The 16035-nt window shown below is 39.8% G+C and carries 19 protein-coding genes; 10 read left to right on the forward strand and 9 right to left on the reverse strand.

The window, feature by feature from the left end; genetic code table 11:
- Window positions 1–17: 17 nt before the first annotated feature.
- Together ACHFIZ_RS02305 and ACHFIZ_RS02310 are read right to left on the reverse strand one after the other, a co-directional pair.
- The gene (locus ACHFIZ_RS02305; RefSeq protein ID WP_410882463.1) at window positions 18–713 is read right to left on the reverse strand and encodes a DUF2490 domain-containing protein; all 696 of its coding nucleotides are present in this window, start codon (window positions 711–713) and stop codon (window positions 18–20) included.
- 75 nt (window positions 714–788) lie between these two features.
- Window positions 789–1151 (reverse strand): hypothetical protein, encoded by a 363-nt coding sequence (locus tag ACHFIZ_RS02310; RefSeq protein WP_410882464.1) that lies wholly within the window; start codon window positions 1149–1151, stop codon window positions 789–791.
- 71 nt (window positions 1152–1222) lie between these two features.
- Here ACHFIZ_RS02310 and ACHFIZ_RS02315 point away from each other — a divergent pair, with 71 nt between their 5' ends.
- The 4 genes from ACHFIZ_RS02315 to ACHFIZ_RS02330 all read left to right on the forward strand — a co-directional run bounded on the left by ACHFIZ_RS02315 (window position 1223) and on the right by ACHFIZ_RS02330 (window position 2961).
- The gene (locus tag ACHFIZ_RS02315) at window positions 1223–1429 is read left to right on the forward strand and encodes a YtxH domain-containing protein (protein ID WP_410882466.1); all 207 of its coding nucleotides are present in this window, start codon (window positions 1223–1225) and stop codon (window positions 1427–1429) included.
- A 172-nt stretch (window positions 1430–1601) separates the two neighbouring features.
- Complete coding sequence (locus ACHFIZ_RS02320) at window positions 1602–1679, forward strand: hypothetical protein (RefSeq protein ID WP_410882909.1); 78 nt, start codon at window positions 1602–1604, stop codon at window positions 1677–1679.
- 67 nt (window positions 1680–1746) lie between these two features.
- A complete protein-coding gene (locus ACHFIZ_RS02325; RefSeq protein ID WP_410882911.1) occupies window positions 1747–2256 on the forward strand; it encodes an MBL fold metallo-hydrolase RNA specificity domain-containing protein in 510 nt (169 codons plus the stop codon).
- 15 nt (window positions 2257–2271) lie between these two features.
- Window positions 2272–2961: a class I SAM-dependent methyltransferase gene (locus ACHFIZ_RS02330; protein WP_410882468.1), complete on the forward strand. Its 690-nt coding sequence runs from the start codon at window positions 2272–2274 to the stop codon at window positions 2959–2961.
- On the opposite strand, the gene pepT is transcribed toward ACHFIZ_RS02330, so the two are convergent.
- A complete protein-coding gene (gene pepT, locus ACHFIZ_RS02335; RefSeq protein ID WP_410882470.1) occupies window positions 2939–4192 on the reverse strand; it encodes a peptidase T in 1254 nt (417 codons plus the stop codon). The genes ACHFIZ_RS02330 and pepT overlap by 23 nt on opposite strands.
- A gap of 34 nt (window positions 4193–4226) precedes the next feature.
- On the opposite strand from pepT, the gene ACHFIZ_RS02340 reads away from it, so the two are divergent.
- Genes ACHFIZ_RS02340 through ACHFIZ_RS02350 form a run of 3 tightly spaced genes read left to right on the forward strand, consistent with a single transcriptional unit; the run spans window position 4227 to window position 7297 of the window.
- Window positions 4227–4928: a hypothetical protein gene (locus ACHFIZ_RS02340; RefSeq protein ID WP_410882472.1), complete on the forward strand. Its 702-nt coding sequence runs from the start codon at window positions 4227–4229 to the stop codon at window positions 4926–4928.
- Between the two features lie 12 nt (window positions 4929–4940).
- Window positions 4941–6680 (forward strand): M14 family metallopeptidase, encoded by a 1740-nt coding sequence (locus ACHFIZ_RS02345; RefSeq protein WP_410882474.1) that lies wholly within the window; start codon window positions 4941–4943, stop codon window positions 6678–6680.
- Window positions 6680–7297 (forward strand): rhomboid family intramembrane serine protease, encoded by a 618-nt coding sequence (locus ACHFIZ_RS02350; RefSeq protein ID WP_410882476.1) that lies wholly within the window; start codon window positions 6680–6682, stop codon window positions 7295–7297. Before ACHFIZ_RS02345 ends, ACHFIZ_RS02350 begins: the two co-directional genes overlap by 1 nt.
- Here ACHFIZ_RS02350 and ACHFIZ_RS02355 read toward each other — a convergent pair.
- Window positions 7294–8262 (reverse strand): hypothetical protein, encoded by a 969-nt coding sequence (locus ACHFIZ_RS02355; RefSeq protein WP_410882477.1) that lies wholly within the window; start codon window positions 8260–8262, stop codon window positions 7294–7296. The genes ACHFIZ_RS02350 and ACHFIZ_RS02355 overlap by 4 nt on opposite strands.
- Before the next feature lie 87 nt (window positions 8263–8349).
- Here ACHFIZ_RS02355 and ACHFIZ_RS02360 point away from each other — a divergent pair, with 87 nt between their 5' ends.
- Window positions 8350–9387: a dipeptide epimerase gene (locus tag ACHFIZ_RS02360; RefSeq protein WP_410882479.1), complete on the forward strand. Its 1038-nt coding sequence runs from the start codon at window positions 8350–8352 to the stop codon at window positions 9385–9387.
- Here the strand turns inward: ACHFIZ_RS02360 and ACHFIZ_RS02365 are convergent.
- Together ACHFIZ_RS02365 and ACHFIZ_RS02370 are read right to left on the reverse strand one after the other, a co-directional pair.
- Window positions 9362–9562, reverse strand: coding sequence for a DUF6358 family protein (locus ACHFIZ_RS02365; protein WP_410882481.1), 201 nt, complete (start codon window positions 9560–9562; stop codon window positions 9362–9364). The genes ACHFIZ_RS02360 and ACHFIZ_RS02365 overlap by 26 nt on opposite strands.
- Window positions 9563–9564: 2 nt before the next feature.
- Window positions 9565–9882, reverse strand: a complete 318-nt coding sequence (locus ACHFIZ_RS02370; RefSeq protein ID WP_410882913.1) for a rhodanese-like domain-containing protein — start codon at window positions 9880–9882, stop codon at window positions 9565–9567.
- Window positions 9883–9989: 107 nt separating this feature from the next.
- Between ACHFIZ_RS02370 and ACHFIZ_RS02375 the strand changes: the two genes are divergently transcribed.
- Together ACHFIZ_RS02375 and ACHFIZ_RS02380 are read left to right on the forward strand one after the other, a co-directional pair.
- Window positions 9990–11078, forward strand: coding sequence for a DUF4407 domain-containing protein (locus ACHFIZ_RS02375; RefSeq protein ID WP_410882483.1), 1089 nt, complete (start codon window positions 9990–9992; stop codon window positions 11076–11078).
- An 11-nt stretch (window positions 11079–11089) separates the two neighbouring features.
- Window positions 11090–12400, forward strand: coding sequence for a M20/M25/M40 family metallo-hydrolase (locus ACHFIZ_RS02380; protein ID WP_410882485.1), 1311 nt, complete (start codon window positions 11090–11092; stop codon window positions 12398–12400).
- A gap of 6 nt (window positions 12401–12406) precedes the next feature.
- On the opposite strand, the gene ACHFIZ_RS02385 is transcribed toward ACHFIZ_RS02380, so the two are convergent.
- Genes ACHFIZ_RS02385 through ACHFIZ_RS02395 form a run of 3 tightly spaced genes read right to left on the reverse strand, consistent with a single transcriptional unit; the run spans window position 12407 to window position 15990 of the window.
- Window positions 12407–12901 (reverse strand): GNAT family N-acetyltransferase, encoded by a 495-nt coding sequence (locus tag ACHFIZ_RS02385; RefSeq protein ID WP_410882487.1) that lies wholly within the window; start codon window positions 12899–12901, stop codon window positions 12407–12409.
- On the reverse strand, window positions 12898–13461 hold the full coding sequence (locus ACHFIZ_RS02390; protein ID WP_410882489.1) for a thiamine pyrophosphokinase: 564 nt from the start codon (window positions 13459–13461) through the stop codon (window positions 12898–12900). Before ACHFIZ_RS02390 ends, ACHFIZ_RS02385 begins: the two co-directional genes overlap by 4 nt.
- A 24-nt stretch (window positions 13462–13485) precedes the next feature.
- Window positions 13486–15990, reverse strand: a complete 2505-nt coding sequence (locus ACHFIZ_RS02395; protein WP_410882490.1) for a family 20 glycosylhydrolase — start codon at window positions 15988–15990, stop codon at window positions 13486–13488.
- Window positions 15991–16035 lie beyond the last annotated feature (45 nt).

Genomic DNA, 16035 nt, shown 5'->3' on the forward strand with positions numbered 1-16035 from the left:
ATTGGGGTTATTAAGCTCTAGAACCTGGTGTAGACTGCAACCTGTAGTATATTATTGTTTATATGTCCCCTCAGGCTTTTTACCGCTTGATTCATATATCCCGCTTCAATATCTATCTTCTTCTGAATCCTGTAACCCAAGGCAAGGTAAGCTCTGTTCTGATCGAAGAGATTATTATTTACAACTCCTTTGTTTTGAACATTCAGAAATATTTCATTCTGCACCCCTGCAAAAAAACCTTTCTCAAATACTGCAGCATCCTTTTTTAATGGAATAAGGAATCTAACAAAATAGCGAAGTCTTTGAGAGAAGACGTCATCTTCAGAAATCTTCTCTATAAAACGTTGTTCCAATCTAAAACGATGGCTTACACTTATGCTTTGAATCTTTTGAGTGTGAATAAATTGTTCCCATGAGCGATTTTCCGTGAGTGTTTCTGCTCCTGAAGTATAAGTTTGAGTGAATAAATACCCGAGCGTTAAATTGTTGGTGCTATTGAAAAAATAAATCAACCCAGGTCTGATTAATAGGTTTCTAACATTATTGAACTCATCCGAAGACCTTAATTGTAGATCAAAATGCACTCCCCACCTGGCGTTGAACTTTGTGCTGTTCATCAAAAAAAGCCAGCCTGTATTTTGATGAACAGTTTGTGCTTTCGATACACTGACTAGTGCGAATACTAGTAGGAGAGTTGAAATTATTTTACGCATATGTATAGGGTCTTTTAATATCAACAAAAATAATAGATTAGTCGGATTCTGATCTACATAATACAAAAGAAGCGTTTACTGATTAATGGTTCTACCGATGCGAAGCACTAAGATAAAATGCGTAAGTATACTGATAATAAACAAACTAGTAAATGTAATATAGAACCAGGTATTTCCAAAGTAATGGTAATTAAGTGAAGAAATAACGATGTGACTTACCCATAAGATCATAAACCCGGCAAAGAAGATATTCGTTGCCCCCATAACAAAATGAACGCTTTTGAAAGGCTCATCTTTCTTCAGGTGTTTCAACACCACAGCGTTGAAAACGATTACTACCATTATCCCAATCATAGCGAAGGATGTGCTATTGAGCAGATAAAGAAGGAAATAAGCTATCGCAAAAGCGATGTTCAAGTAGGATAGTTTCTTTACCATTTTAATAATTATAGTCAAAGACAGAACTATTCACCATCGTTTTTGTTTTACCTTCATAGATAAAACAGATCATGAAAAAAGAAACGAAAATAATTGCAGGAGTATTAGCAGGAGCAGCACTAGGCGTTGCAGTAGCACTAATTCTATCATCAGATAAAGAAGGAGACTTAAAAGAGAAAGTTACAGACTGGTTCTGCGATCTTTTAGATTCTTCAAAAGATAAGTTTGCTGATGTATCTGATAAAGTTAAAGATTCAATCTCAGGCTTAAGAGGATAAGTCGAACTGAATGAAAATCGCTTTCCAAGGTGCAGCGCGCGCTGTTACTGGTAGTAACACCTCATAACCCTTAACAATAACACTCAAATTTTACTGGATTGCGGAATGTTCCAGGGAATGGGCGAAGTAACTGACATTACTCAACAGTTGTTTTGGCTTTGAACCCAAGAGCATTACGCATCTTGTTCTTTCCCATGCACACATAGACCACTGTGGGTTGATCCCCTGGATCTTGAACGTATACTGCTAATGGATTCAGCGTTGGTAGAACCAAAGATCTACTATATGCTTTAAACGGACTGGAGCTTAAGCACAGACTGCCAGATGTTCCGGTATATGTATACAGTACTCTTTCCATTAAAGTTATCGAAATCCTACGAAATCATCCTGAAGTTTACAATAGTGCAGTTCAAAGTCTGCTGAAAATTGATAAAGACATCTTTAACTTCAAAGGGCTAACATTCATCGAAAGCGCAGAAGACTCTAAAGCGCTTAATAATGATCCTAGACCCTCCGTAATCATCTCAGCTTCGGGAATGACAGATGGAGGTAGGATTAGGCATCACATTAAGAACAATATCGGGAATAAGAAGAATACAATTTTGATGGTTGGCTATGCAGAGCCGAGATCCCTTGGCGGCAAGCTATTGGCAGGTAACAAATCCGTGCGCATTTTTAGAGAAGATCACGACGTTGCAGCCGAAGTCAAGCAGTTATTTCTCGTCCATGGAGAATATGAGGTGCAGCAGAACTTTGCCGTTAAGCTCAGAGAAAAAGGCTTTAAGCACATTGAAATTCCGGAGTACCATCAGGAGTTTGAAATATAAATTATCTTTGCTTTCATGGATGTTTTCGGTGAAGCCTTAAAAGATCAATTTTCAAAGCCACCTTCAGAAACACTCTGGGTACATAACAATTACGATGAACCGGAAGAAATGCCGGTTGATGTTTACTTTCGCGATGAACGCGAGATGCCCGACCTGGAACTGAAAGCGCTATCGTTATGTAGGGGGAAAGTACTTGATGTAGGAGCTGGTGTAGGTAGCCATGCGCTCATATTACAAAGCAGGGGATTTGATGTTGTAGGCATGGATATTTCTGCTTCGGCTGTAACCATCATGAAGCAGCGCGGACTTAAAAAAGCAATCGAAGGTAACATTATCAAATACGGCGGCGACACATATGACACCTTGCTTTTCATGATGAACGGCATTGGATTGACTGGAACAATCGCCGGCTTAACGTCTTTTCTTAAATCGGTAAAATCATTACTTAAGCCTGATGGACAGCTCATATTCGACAGCTCAGATTTATCGTATCTATACCAGGAAGTGGCTTTTCCAGTAAAAGGCTACTATGGCGAAGTAAGTTTCAGGTACGAGTATAAAAGCGTTAAGGGAGCATGGTTTAAATGGATATACGTTGACCAGCAGACACTAAAGAGCCTCGCTAAAAAGCAAGGCTGGATTGTTGAAATCGTATTTGAAGACGATCAGGACCAGTACTTAGCTAAGCTTTCTCTTCCCAAATAACTGCAATATTGATGATGGTCTGAACTGCCTTTTCCATATCCTGTACTGAAGCCCATTCCTGTTTACCATGGAACGCGTGTTCGCCCGCAAAAATATTCGGACAAGGCAAACCCAGGAACGACAACCTCGAACCATCAGTTCCGCCGCGAATACTTTGACGTTTAGGTTTAATACCGGCGCGCTCGATTGCCTGCACCCCTATTTCCATAATCTCGGGGTTTTGATCCAAGACTTTCTTCATGTTTCTATATTGTTCCGTGATCTTAAGTTCGTAAGTTGAGTTAGGGAAGTCTTCGATAATATTCTGCACTGTAGCATCTAGGAATTCGCCATTGGCCTGTAACTGTTCGTCATCAAAGGCCCTGATAATAAACCTCGCTTCTGCCTGTTCCACACTACCGGACAAACTAACCGGATGTATAAACCCTTCTCGATCTTCCGTAGACTCTGGAGAAAGGCAATCAGTAGGTAAGGCACTGATTACATCTGAAAGTATCTTGATCGCACTTTCCATTTTATCTTTGGCAAAGCCAGGATGCGCACTTACGCCATTGATTGTCAAAACAGCTCCATCAGCAGAGAAGGTCTCATCTTCTATAGAACCCAAAGTTTCACCATCTACGGTATAGGCGAAATCAGCACCTAGCTTTTTGAGATCCACTTTATCTACCCCTCTTCCAATTTCTTCATCTGGAGTAAAAAGAATCTTTATAGTTCCATGTTTTACCTCAGGATTAGCCATCAGAAAAGCAGCGGCTTCCATGATTTCTGTCAGTCCAGATTTATTATCCGCACCTAGAAGAGTAGTGCCGCTGGCGGTAACGATATCATTGCCGATTTGATCTTTAAGATCAGGATGATCAATCATTTTTAAAATAATGGTATTGTCATCCGGCAATACTAGATCTTGTCCTTGATAATTGCTATGGATAATTGGCTTTACATGCTGTCCACTACAATCCGGAGAAGTATCCATGTGGGAGCAGAAGCAAATGACTGGAACGGTTTTGTTTGAATTTGAGGGAATTGTAGCATATACATAACCATATTCATCCAGATGCGCATCCTTAATTTCAAGGTTAAGCAGTTCTTCAACTAATACCTTACCAAGGTCTTTTTGCTTGGCTGTGGAAGGAATAGCGTTTGATAGCGGGTCAGATTGTGTATCAATCTGTACGTACTTGATGAAGCGTTTTTGGAGGGAATTAGTTTTATTTTGATAATTTAGCATAGTCTCGTAAAAAAGCAAAGTTATATAAAGATCCATGAAAAAAGTCAGCACTCTATTTATTGCCTTATTGCTTTGCACAAACGTCATGGCACAATCCAACTTTTATAAATTAAGTATCGGAGGTGGTATTGGCTATACCCATTCCTTTACCGATGTTCAGAAGCATGACTTCGATCTGGCTGGTTACGGGACGTTGGACTATTATTTTACACCATTTGTTAGCTTTGGCGGTGAATTGCAAAAGGGCCAGATTGTGGGGGGAAGCGTTCAAACAGATCCTTATGAGCGGCAATTTGTAAATTCCTATACCTCCGCCACTGTAAATGGGAAACTAGCCCTAGGTGCGTTTATAAATTATAACAGGAGCTCTTTCTCAAATTTTGCCAAGTATTTGTATGTTGGCGCAGGAGCGGGGGTGATTCACAATAAGATGAGGAGCGTTGCACGATTCCAGGAAAGCACCGGCTATAAGTTTCCGGGTAACGACTATTCCAATAATATCACTTTCCCATTTGATCTAGGCCTGAATATTTATTTTCGGAGCTATTCTGGAATTCCCAGACTAGCGGTGAACATTAATCTTCAAACCAACGTAACTGTTGGCGAAGGTCTTGACGGTTATGATGATTCCTCTGTTAGGTTTAAAAATAGCAATCCTGATATATATAACTATTACAGCGTAGGCATTAAATACCACTTCGGTCCGGTTGGTGTATCTCGAAAAAGCCTTTATTAACGCATGAATTCAATGAGACGTTTAATCACTTTATTAATGCTACTAATGGCTATTGAAACTTCAGCACAGATAACGCCCTACGAAACCAGTGGTAAAAAGGAAACAGCCACATACGATCAGGCAATAGCATACTATACCTTGCTAGCCAAAACTTATCCGCAAGCCAAATTACTCAGCTACGGAAGTACTGATTTTGGAAAACCATTGCATGTGCTGGTCCTCTCCAAAGATAAAGTATTTGAACCCGCTGCTGTAAAAAAAGCAGATAAAATAGTATTGCTAATTAACAATGGTATTCACCCGGGAGAACCAGAAGGAATCGATGCCAGTATGATGCTAGCCAGAGACCTTCTGAAAGATAAACTGCTGCCTAAAAATGTGGTGATCTGCATCATTCCAGTTTACAATATCGATGGTAGCTTTAACCGTACGGCTACCTCGCGCGCAAATCAAAATGGACCTACCGATTATGGATTTAGGGGCAATTCAAAAAATTACGACTTGAACAGAGATTTCATTAAATCTGACTCTAAAAATTCTTTGGCATTCCAACAAATCTTTAATACCTGGCAGCCCGAGATATTTGTAGACACCCATACTAGTAATGGCGCAGATTACCAGTATACCATGACACTGATTCCCACACATAAGGATAAGATGAACCCTATTCTTTCAAATTATCTTAGCAAGACAATGCTGCCATCTCTATACGAGAAAATGGCCGCTGTTGGATATGAGATGACACCTTACGTGAATTCTATAGAGGAAACTCCCGACCAGGGGATTACTGGCTTTCTGGAGTCGCCCCGCTACTCTACCGGTTACACAACTTTACATAACACCATTGGCTTTATGCCAGAAACACATATGTTAAAGGATTATGACAAACGTGTGGATGCAACTTGCAAACTATTGAAAATCTACGTAGCTATCGTAAAGCGGGATTCTAAACTTATAGCTGAGAATAAAAAGATAGCAGATACAGATGTAGCGAAGCAAAAGGAATTCCCACTGGACTGGAAGCTAAATACCAAGGATTTCGAAACATTCGACTTTAAAGGTTACGCAGCAAAGTACAAACCTAGTGAAGTGAGTGGTTTAGATAGGCTTTACTATGATAGAAATGAACCTTATACTAAAACCATAAAATATTGGAACACCTTTGAAGCGTCAACGACCATAACTAAACCAGTGGCCTACATTATTCCCCAAGCCTGGTCTAAAGTAGTACAGCTTTTAAAATTAAATAATGTGAAAGTTTCCACATTGGCAAGTGATCAAAAGATCGAAGCTGAACTATATTATATTGCAGACTATAAGACTGGTACCAGACCATACGAAGGTCATTATTTGCATTCGGCAGTGAAACTAAACTCGGTGAAGGAATCCTTACAATACTACAAGGGTGATTTCGTAATATACGTAGACCAACCTACAAATAGGTATGTAGTAGAAACCCTGGAACCTCAGGCAATGGATTCTTTCTTCAACTGGAACTTTTTCGATTCCATATTGAGCATGAAAGAACATTTCTCTGCATACGTTTTCGAAGACACCGCAGCAGAGTTACTCAGAAAAGATTCCTCACTTAAAGAGAAACTAGAGGAAGAAAAGGCAAGAAATCCTGTGCTTGCAAAAAGCGCGGATGCTCAACTCGACTTCATTTACAAGAATTCTGCTTACTTTGAAAAAACTTATAGCCGATATCCTATAGCCCGCATGCTGGAGAATATTAAACTAAACCTTAAATAATGGATTATATAAATAATACCCCAGTAGCTTCATTCATCTTTATCTTTACAATTGTTACCAGCATTTACGCGTTCAACGACAATAGCCTTTTTGGCAAATTCGTTTTAAGTCCTTATAATGTGTCTCGCCGTCACAAAGTCTATACATTAATTACGAGTGGCTTTATACATGCAGATTGGATGCACCTGATTTTTAATATGCTAACCTTCTTTTCTTTTGGCTTTGCGTTGGAAAGCATGATCGGCTCTGTGAATTTCGCTATCCTATATTTTGTAAGTTTAGTGGCAAGTGATCTTCCCACCGTATTCAGGCATAAAAATGATTTGTGGTATAATAGCCTTGGGGCTTCTGGGGCTGTAAGTGCAGTCATCTTTAGTTTTATCCTATTTCAACCATTCTCAAAGATGTACATCATGCCAATACCTTTTGGAATATGGGCGCTTGCTTTTGGCCCTTTATATTTAATTTACTGCGCTTATGCCTCCAAACAATCGAGAGATAACATTAACCATGATGCCCACCTTTATGGCGCACTATCAGGTATGATCTTAACTGTACTCTTAATGCCCGGTGTGATCCCGTTTTTTATTAAACAGGTAATGAGCAAAATCGGCTAAGTAGTTGGCGGTAAAGATGGTGGGTTGAAATAACTGATTGGGTTTGTTGGGTCCTTAATAATCTCAAACAAAGTATGTCCCCATGGCTTCCAGAAATCCTGAAGAACTTGAGCATAGGTTTTGTGTTGCCAATGGTCAAACAAAGCTTTATTAACTGTACCTCTTAGTGGCATGGCATCGATATAGATTGATCCCTCCACAGGTAAAATGGTATATTCTGGTAGCCTGTTAAATAAATAGGCCGAATAGTAGAATCTAGCGGTAAGCTCTTCGATCTGTTGTGCAGTTAAAGGCTTATTTTGAATCTGTTCTAAGATCTCTTCGTGGTATATTTTGTTGGTCCCATTATCCTGCAGAACCGCAATGATGGCGAAGTCTTTCAATTTTAGGGAAAAGGTAAGCGTATTGATCTCGTCTCTGAAACTGAAGGGCGTGTTTTTATCTTCCAGCGGAACTACGATTATAGACCAAGGTTTAAAATCTTCAAACTCTACGTTGGTATAGATGCCCTGGATCATGGTATGGAGGTTGCCGAATTTGTGCATCAATCCTTGTGACATATTGATGCCATCTTCACTAATCTGTTGTTGCTTTACTGCGGCATGCATCTCAACATATAACAACCCGTACATAAACTTACCAATCCAGCGGAAAAGATCAACCTCTTCCAACTTAGAGACTCCAACATAACCCGCCGTAAATGCAGCTTCGATAATGGCTTCCAAGGGATTAATAAAGCGCTCCAGAACTTCTTCATTGCATGGAACCGTCAATGAATTGTAGCTACGAATACTTTCATCAAGAAGCTTGATCTGTTCTTCTCCACTAAAATTAGCCACTTCCAATAACCACTTAGGAAGAATAGGGATCTCTATTACTGGGGAACTAAAAGTATCCCCACTTAAAAAGCAGTTCTGGTACTTAAAATCAAAGTTTTGGAAGGGCTGGTATATTGTGCTATTCATTACTAGAGCAATATTAGGTATATTATTTTTACATTGGTTACAGCCCCTATTTTTTTAACTTTAGCATTACGGAAACACGTTTTTACTATGCTAGCAGTTTACACTCCATACCTATTGGAATTAAAACATTCCTTTTCTATCGCCAAATTCTCCAGAACGAATACTCCGATTATTCTATTAAAACTCAGTTACGAAGGTTATGAAGGTTTTGGCGAGGCATCAATGGTCCCATACATGGGAGAAAGTATTGAAACTGCAGGGCTTTTTTTGCAAAAGGTAGCCTGGAGTAGATTCAAATTTCCATTTGACTTTGAAGAGATTAACGAATATTTAGATGGCCTTGGTGCCTACCAACCTGCAGTGAAAGCAGCTATTGATATTGCTTTGAATGACCTTAACGGAAAGATGCTTGAAAAAACATGCATGAGTGTCTATGGTTCTGATCCGCTGAAAATGCCTCTTACGTCTTACACGATAGGGATTGATACACCAGAAGTGATGCGTGAAAAGGTGGCTTATGCGAAAGACTTTAAAGTATTAAAGATAAAACTTGGCCGCGATAATGATAAGGAACTCATCAACACAATCAGATCGGTCAGTGACCTTCCACTCTACGTGGATGCAAATCAAGGATGGACGGACAAGGCGCAAGCGATCGACATGATCTACTGGCTGCATGATAATGGCGTCCTGTTGATCGAGCAACCCATGGATAAAAATGACAGAGAGGGCAATGCCTGGTTAACAGGCAGAAGTCCAATACCAATTTTAGCAGATGAGGCTGTGCAACGACTCGCAGACATGGATTCCTTGGTAGGGGCCTACCATGGAATAAACATCAAAATAATGAAAAGTACAGGAATGTATGAAGCACATCAGATGATCTTAAAGGCGCGCTCATTTGGCATGAAAATATTGATTGGATGTATGAGCGAAACTTCTTGCGCAACGTTGGCCGGGATAGCGCTCGCTCCACTATGCGACTGGTCAGATCTGGATGGGCCATGGCTCACAACGAACAACCCTTTTAAAGACCCGAAAATGTCAGACGGAAAATATATCCCAACAACACTTCCAGGGCTCGGACTAGAGGGAATTCCTACAACTCTTTTTCCTTATTCTTAAGCGAACTTCTAATGTCCTTTATCAGCTGGATCTTCACATAAAGAAAAAATGCAGCTGTTGCGACAAATAAAGCTGTAACCAGATAGCTATGATTCTTGAAGGCCCAAAATATCCCACAAATGGATACAATTAGTCCAAGATTATAAAAAACATTTAATGCGATCTTTCTCTTCATGACTAATAAACCTGCATATCTGGATCAAAAGCACTTTGCCATGCAAGTATTCCCCCTTTAAGGTTATATAGATTTTTTAAGCCAAACTGCTGTTCCAATTGCATTATTGCGGCAGCACTTCTTTTACCACTTTTGCACTGAATAATTACAGGCTTATCTTTCTCGATTTTGTCGGCCTCAATTAAAATGCCTCCTAAAGGGATATTTACACCATTTATATTGGAGGTCTCGTACTCAAAAGTCTCTCTAACATCAATCAACTGAAAATCTTCGTTGTTGTCTATTTTCTTTTTAAGCTCTTCGACAGTTATTTCCTTTATCATATCATTTTGATTTCTGTAAAGATAAGGATTCCGGGGCTAATCTGTAACAACTAAGTGGATCAGGCGTTTAATAGAAGGTCTTCTGCTAAATTTGGGAATCAATCATGAATTCAATATCGCGTTTCTTTTGGTTTTGTTCTGGTGTACACATTCCAACCCTGGAAAAGCATCCTACAGAGCAGAATAAATATTTTGGTATCGGGGCTACGATATTTTTTACAGGCTTGTTCGCAACGTTGTCAGGAGGTTACGCAATGTATTTTGTCTTTAAGGGCGGTACTGGAGCTTGGTTTTTTGCCGTTCTTTTCGGGTTGATCTGGGGACTTGCCATTTTTAATATGGACAGATACATTGTGTCGAGCATAAACAAAAGTGCCAGTACGGACAAACAAATCCTTCAAGCTACTCCGAGGATTCTTCTTGCGATAATGATTGGGATGGTCATCTCTCGTCCTCTTGAATTAAAGATTTTCGATAAAGAGATCAGAGCGCGCTTAAAGGTAAGCTATCTAAATAATCAACGCTCAAAAATCGATACCCTAAACCTCGCCTTTGGCAACAAATACAAGATTGAGATCGGTAAATTAAACGAAACTAAGATCCAACGGGATTCCTTGGAAAGCGCCATAAAATCTGATCGTCAGAAGCTAAACTTCGAGATCTTTGGAAATAAAACTACGGAGACTTCAGGGGTTCTGGGTTACGGCCCCTATGCAAAAAGGAAAGAACTGGAGCTCCAACAACGTCAGAAGGATTTAGACACCCTGTCTTTAGAGCTAAGAAGACGTGAAGGCTTTGTTCTAGACCGCAAACAGTTCGATGGACTGATGAATGAAAAACTATTTACTGACAAAACATTGGATAGCCTTGCCTCTGTTGCAGGCTTCGCAGATAGAAACTGGGCATTGGGACAATTAAGTTTCAATACCAATGGTACAAGGGATACCAATACCGCTTTGGCCATTACATTCATTGGCCTGCTGTTTGTCTTTTTCGAATGCTTACCGGTATTTGTAAAGTTGATGAGCGGAAGGGGGCCATACGACCATTCTATTGAAAATACGGAAGACTCACAAATCCACGAATCTAATAAAGATAGAGATTACGACGTGACTGTAATCGACGGGGTACACGACACCCGAGTTTCCTCAGAAATAACCCAGCGTATAAACAAATTTAATTCTACATACTAGTTACTTAACAAATGAAAAAAATCACCTATCTGGTGCTGTTACTTTTTGTCAGTCATCAAACATACGCACAAACTATCGAACAGATTATCTCCAAAGAATACGTAGAAAGACTTATAAAAACATTGAGTAGCGACGATATGCAAGGCCGTGCAACCTTCACACCAGGCATTGACAAAGCTGCAAAGTTCATTGAATCGGAGTTCAAGAGTATTGGATTAAAACCACTGACTGACGAAAACGGGCTAAGACAATCGTTCTCAAAAATTCAACTAAAACCATCTGAGACAAAGGTTACAATAAATGGCAAGCTAATCAATCCTAGCAACGTCATGGTATCTGGAAATACATCAGAAAGCCTATCATTTGATCAGTCAAGTAACACGCCTGTGGTCAATTTCGATGCATCAAAGTCCTTCATGGAACAATTCAGACCAATATCTCGTAGTGGGAAGAAACAAATTGTCATGGTTAACCCAAGCTTAGCAGACGACTTCAACAGGATCAAAGTCCGCTTGGATCAGGGAAGCATTGTAGATCAAAAGAACATCAACAGCAATCCGAATGTTATCGTATTCATTTTGGACGAGTCAACGTCGGTTACAGACTATAAGATCGAGCTGAAGAACACACTTCTTAATATGCCATTATTTAATGTGGCAGGAATGATTCCCGGTAAGTCAAAGGCAAAAGAAATTGTGGTTTTCTCGGGCCATTACGACCATCTTGGGATAATCAAGTCTGTTGAGCAAGATAGTATTGCTAATGGGGCTGATGATGATGCATCCGGAATTACCGGCATGATTGCGCTAGCTAAATATTACAAAAAGTTAAACAACAATGAACGCACACTGGTCTTTGTTGCCTTTACCGCCGAAGAAATAGGTGGTTATGGATCGCAGTACTTTTCTTCGAAGCTGAATCCAGACAATGTCACTGCCATGTTTAATATTGAGATGATTGGAAAAGACAGCAAGTTTGGTCCAAATACAGCTTATATCACCGGTTTTGAAAAGTCTGATTTTGGAGCCATTCTACAAAAAAATCTTAAAGGCACTGAGTTCACTTTCCATCCGGATCCTTATCCTTCTCAACAATTATTCTACAGAAGCGACAACGCTACTTTAGCTGCACTTGGCGTTCCTGCCCATACCATCAGCACTGTTCAGATTGACGGAGACAAACTTTACCATACCGTTAAAGATGAATTTAGCTCATTAGATGTAAACAATATCCTATCAACGATAAGAGGAATAGCAAAAAGCGCTGTCACGATCGTGAAAGGAAGTGATACGCCGATGAGAATTCCAAAACTTAGCAATTAAAATTAATTAGATGGCTTTTTCCATCACATAGTCATTCATAAAGAAACCGCCGCCAATATCGAGGTCGACGGTTTCTTTTATTTGGAAACCTGCGTGCTTATAAAAATCGACAGCTTTATTACTTCTGTTAACGTTTAATTCCAGAGAAACTCCTCCTTCATTCTTGGCGATGCTGTAGACTTCATTCATCAATAGTTTGCCTAAACCTTTGCCATGAGCTGATGGAAGCACATACAGCTTGTGAAGTTTGTAAACATTTTTATCAGCATCTGTCAATGAAAAACTCATGAAACCGATGTCATTCTGGTTTTCTGAAGCAATTAAAAAAGTATGACCTTCCTGCAATTGCGAAAGGAGCATACCTTTATTGTACATTTTATCGAGCATGTATTCAATTTGTTTTAGTGTGAGAATACTGCCGTAGGTATCGTACCAGGTATTGTTAGCGATATGCTGGATAACCTCAACATCTTCTTCTTTTGCTTTTCTTAAAATAATCATAAAGTTTCGCTAACAAATAAGTACGGAAAGCTGAATGTAAATTCTACAAAGCCATCATGGGCGACCTCAAATTCGCCTTCTTTAATCGTCAACAGATTGGTATGCGCAAATTCCATAGCTCCAAAGACATTGAATATTGTTCCAGATGGCTTCCAGACTTTGAAACCAGATTTTATCGCATAAGCCTTCTGCGTTTCCGTAAAAACAACAATATTTATTTGTGGAATATAGTTTTGCAGAGTGTGAAATTCAGCACTTCCATCAATCAAATTAACCGCTGGATACCCTTCTGTAATTAAATAATCCAGAACTGAGATCATATCGTTGTTGCCGGTATTGATTAGCCTGGTATTTTCTTGAAAACTATGGGATTCTATTGGGTTTACAACTATATCAACCTTGAGTCCAAGACTAAGAACCTTCTCAAATTCAGAGGAGCTAACGATCAATGAAGGACTCCACTCTAGTAGCTGACCAAGATATTCTTCATCAAAATTACCCAGACAGTGTATATATAAAGCGGGCTCCTGCTTTTCGCGAACGATGTGGTGTGAGGACATATAACGAAGATAGTGAGTTCGTCCTTATTTTACGCCTTCCTTTTCTCCATTTAGAAACTTGATAGTTTTACCTCCTCTGCCCGAAGCATTGAATACCCTGAATGATAGATTTTTTGCATCTGCAACTGGTTCCACATACAGTTTACTGCTTTTACCGGGCTCAGTGCCATCTGTTGTGTAGCGTATCTCAAAACCAGGGAGCTGCACGTTTGCCAAGACCTTACCCTCTTCCATAATCAGACCCGGCATAGGAATTCTATAGCGGAAACCACCAGCATAGGAATCTAATCTTGGAAGTTCTTTCTTAGCAATCACATTGAGAAATTCTGACCATGCATATTGATAGGATGAAGAAACCTTTTTAACATCAGTTTGCGTTGCCCAATCTGGAGTGGGTGACCAGCTGCGTTCGGCAAGACCCAATAATTTAGGCAACATCAAATATTCCAGCTGACCCTCGGTAGTTATTATCTCGCTCCACAACGGCGCCTGCAACCCAATAATATTGCGTTTACCCTTCTCCGTTAAAACCTCTTTATTGGCAGGCTGATCAAGCTTAAAAGGATTAAAGCGGAACAATTTATCTACGTCAACAAAACCACCCCAATATTGTCCGGGCTCCTCAAAATTTTTATTGTAGGCAAGGTCAATATACATATTGGTTACGTTTGTCAATATAACTTTGTATCCGGCATTCGCAAGCTTATACGCAAGGTCTTCATTAGGATTTAGGTTATTCCATACGTTTGCGTGGAAGTTTTCCCCGGCAAACCGTGGGTCCAAAACCATTTGCTTTTGCCCATTTACCATCTCTTTCTTTAAACCGATTTCTTCCCATCCTGAAAGAAACAAGTTTCTCGCTTTCAATATTCTGTTGACGTTTTTAAAGTAGTAATTCCAAACCTCATCGACAGATGTTACGCTGGCATCTATTTTCAAGAGATTAGCTACGGCAGGAGACTTTTCCCAAACGCCTGCTGGCACTTCATCACCACCAAAGTGTATGGTGTTTAATGGGGCGCCTGCTTCTTTATAAACAGCGATCATTTCGTCTGCCAGCTTCTCAATAAACTTATAGACTGAGGGTAGTGCCGGATTTATTACGTTATCGTTCCAGCCCTGGACAGATCTATACACTGAAGCGTCATTTAGATCACGCAATAAATATTGTTCAGCACCGGTCTTATCTCCAGATTTAAGCAATTTTTCATAGCGGGCATCCATAGATTTTATTGCTGCACGGGCGTGTCCTGGGGTCTCAAACTCCGGAATAACTTCCACATGTCGTATTGTTGCATATTCCAATATCTCGAGATAATCAGCTCTTGTTAAAAAGCCGCTTCCTGAATTGGCGTTAACAGTCGGTCCCGATCCATAAGAAGGTATCAGGTTTTCCTGTTCATTAAGTGTGTGGCCTCTCTTGGAGCCAACATCAGTCAGCTCAGGTAAACCTGGAATCTCTATCCTCCAGCCTTCATCATCATTAAGGTGCAAATGGAGCACATTTAGCTTGTAAAACGAGATCATTTCAATGACCTTAAGTATTGCCTTTTTACCCTGAAAGTTACGGGCAATATCCATCATAAAGGCACGGTGAGGAAAGCGTGGTGCATCACTGACTGATATTCCAGGGATCGCTATAGCATCCTGTTTAGTCGACCAGATTGAGATGGGAAATAGGTTCTTTAAGGATTGAATTCCATAAAACAAACCTTCTTTGCCAGAAGCTCCTATTATAATCTCATTTGAAGTAACCTGTAGTTTATATGCCTCTTTAGACGGTAAAGAAAGCTTTTGTAAAATAATTACGTTTTGCTTTTCCGTAGTCCCAGGTAGCGGCTTGAAGGTAAAAAGCTTTTCAAACTCGTCATTTAGGTACGCTGCCTCGGGGCCAAATGCTGGGTCGGTGATTATCTTCGTCAGTTTATTCAGATTGAAAATATCTTTAGTATTCTTGATGCTCGAAGGACTAGGGAATATAGGTGGCAATAATGATAGAGGAATGTCTTCGATCTCGTCATTCTCCTGATAATTTTTTTCCGCAATCAATTGCTGTTGTCTGCTGTAGTCTATAGCCGTTAGCGCTTCATAAATTACAGGAATCGCGTTGGAAGGCCTGGAACTAAATACGACATAAAATCCTCTCGGGAAATCGGTTCTCTTGATAAGGTCTCTTGAGAGTAATGGAATAACTATAGATTTACCTGATCCCAATCCCTTGAATATCCTCTCCGGTCTAGCTTTAAAGAAATCCCCATTGATCAGCTCAACCTTAACTGAGCCTCCTGTTTCATTAAGACTTTTAAGGTTTGGTGCATTAAAATAAAGCGTCCATCCGCTTGCGGGAAAAAACTCTTTACTAATATTGGTCAAGGTCAATTTTGAATAGGTTTCCTTTGTTTCCTTATAATTATTCTCCACCGTTTCCCAGCTTACTTTCAGGCCTCTGGCATCAAAAGATGATCGCTTTTGGGAATAGGAAACTTTGGTTAAAATTAAAACAAGGATAAAAAGCAGGGACTTTTTCATAGTTAAGAATTACCTCAGCAAGGTATTAAATTTTTAAACGAATGT

The organism is Pedobacter sp. JCM 36344 (assembly GCF_046546555.1).
Classification (GTDB): Bacteria; Bacteroidota; Bacteroidia; order Sphingobacteriales; family Sphingobacteriaceae; genus Pedobacter.

Coding starts and splice junctions, on each gene's coding strand:
- ACHFIZ_RS02305 (WP_410882463.1), bottom strand. CDS start 713: ATGCGTAAAATAATTTCAACTCTCCTACTAGTATTCGCACTAGTCAGT.
- ACHFIZ_RS02310 (WP_410882464.1), bottom strand. CDS start 1,151: ATGGTAAAGAAACTATCCTACTTGAACATCGCTTTTGCGATAGCTTAT.
- ACHFIZ_RS02315 (WP_410882466.1), top strand. CDS start 1,223: ATGAAAAAAGAAACGAAAATAATTGCAGGAGTATTAGCAGGAGCAGCA.
- ACHFIZ_RS02330 (WP_410882468.1), top strand. CDS start 2,272: ATGGATGTTTTCGGTGAAGCCTTAAAAGATCAATTTTCAAAGCCACCT.
- pepT (WP_410882470.1), bottom strand. CDS start 4,192: ATGCTAAATTATCAAAATAAAACTAATTCCCTCCAAAAACGCTTCATC.
- ACHFIZ_RS02340 (WP_410882472.1), top strand. CDS start 4,227: ATGAAAAAAGTCAGCACTCTATTTATTGCCTTATTGCTTTGCACAAAC.
- ACHFIZ_RS02345 (WP_410882474.1), top strand. CDS start 4,941: ATGAGACGTTTAATCACTTTATTAATGCTACTAATGGCTATTGAAACT.
- ACHFIZ_RS02350 (WP_410882476.1), top strand. CDS start 6,680: ATGGATTATATAAATAATACCCCAGTAGCTTCATTCATCTTTATCTTT.
- ACHFIZ_RS02355 (WP_410882477.1), bottom strand. CDS start 8,262: ATGAATAGCACAATATACCAGCCCTTCCAAAACTTTGATTTTAAGTAC.
- ACHFIZ_RS02360 (WP_410882479.1), top strand. CDS start 8,350: ATGCTAGCAGTTTACACTCCATACCTATTGGAATTAAAACATTCCTTT.
- ACHFIZ_RS02365 (WP_410882481.1), bottom strand. CDS start 9,562: ATGAAGAGAAAGATCGCATTAAATGTTTTTTATAATCTTGGACTAATT.
- ACHFIZ_RS02375 (WP_410882483.1), top strand. CDS start 9,990: ATGAATTCAATATCGCGTTTCTTTTGGTTTTGTTCTGGTGTACACATT.
- ACHFIZ_RS02380 (WP_410882485.1), top strand. CDS start 11,090: ATGAAAAAAATCACCTATCTGGTGCTGTTACTTTTTGTCAGTCATCAA.
- ACHFIZ_RS02385 (WP_410882487.1), bottom strand. CDS start 12,901: ATGATTATTTTAAGAAAAGCAAAAGAAGAAGATGTTGAGGTTATCCAG.
- ACHFIZ_RS02390 (WP_410882489.1), bottom strand. CDS start 13,461: ATGTCCTCACACCACATCGTTCGCGAAAAGCAGGAGCCCGCTTTATAT.
- ACHFIZ_RS02395 (WP_410882490.1), bottom strand. CDS start 15,990: ATGAAAAAGTCCCTGCTTTTTATCCTTGTTTTAATTTTAACCAAAGTT.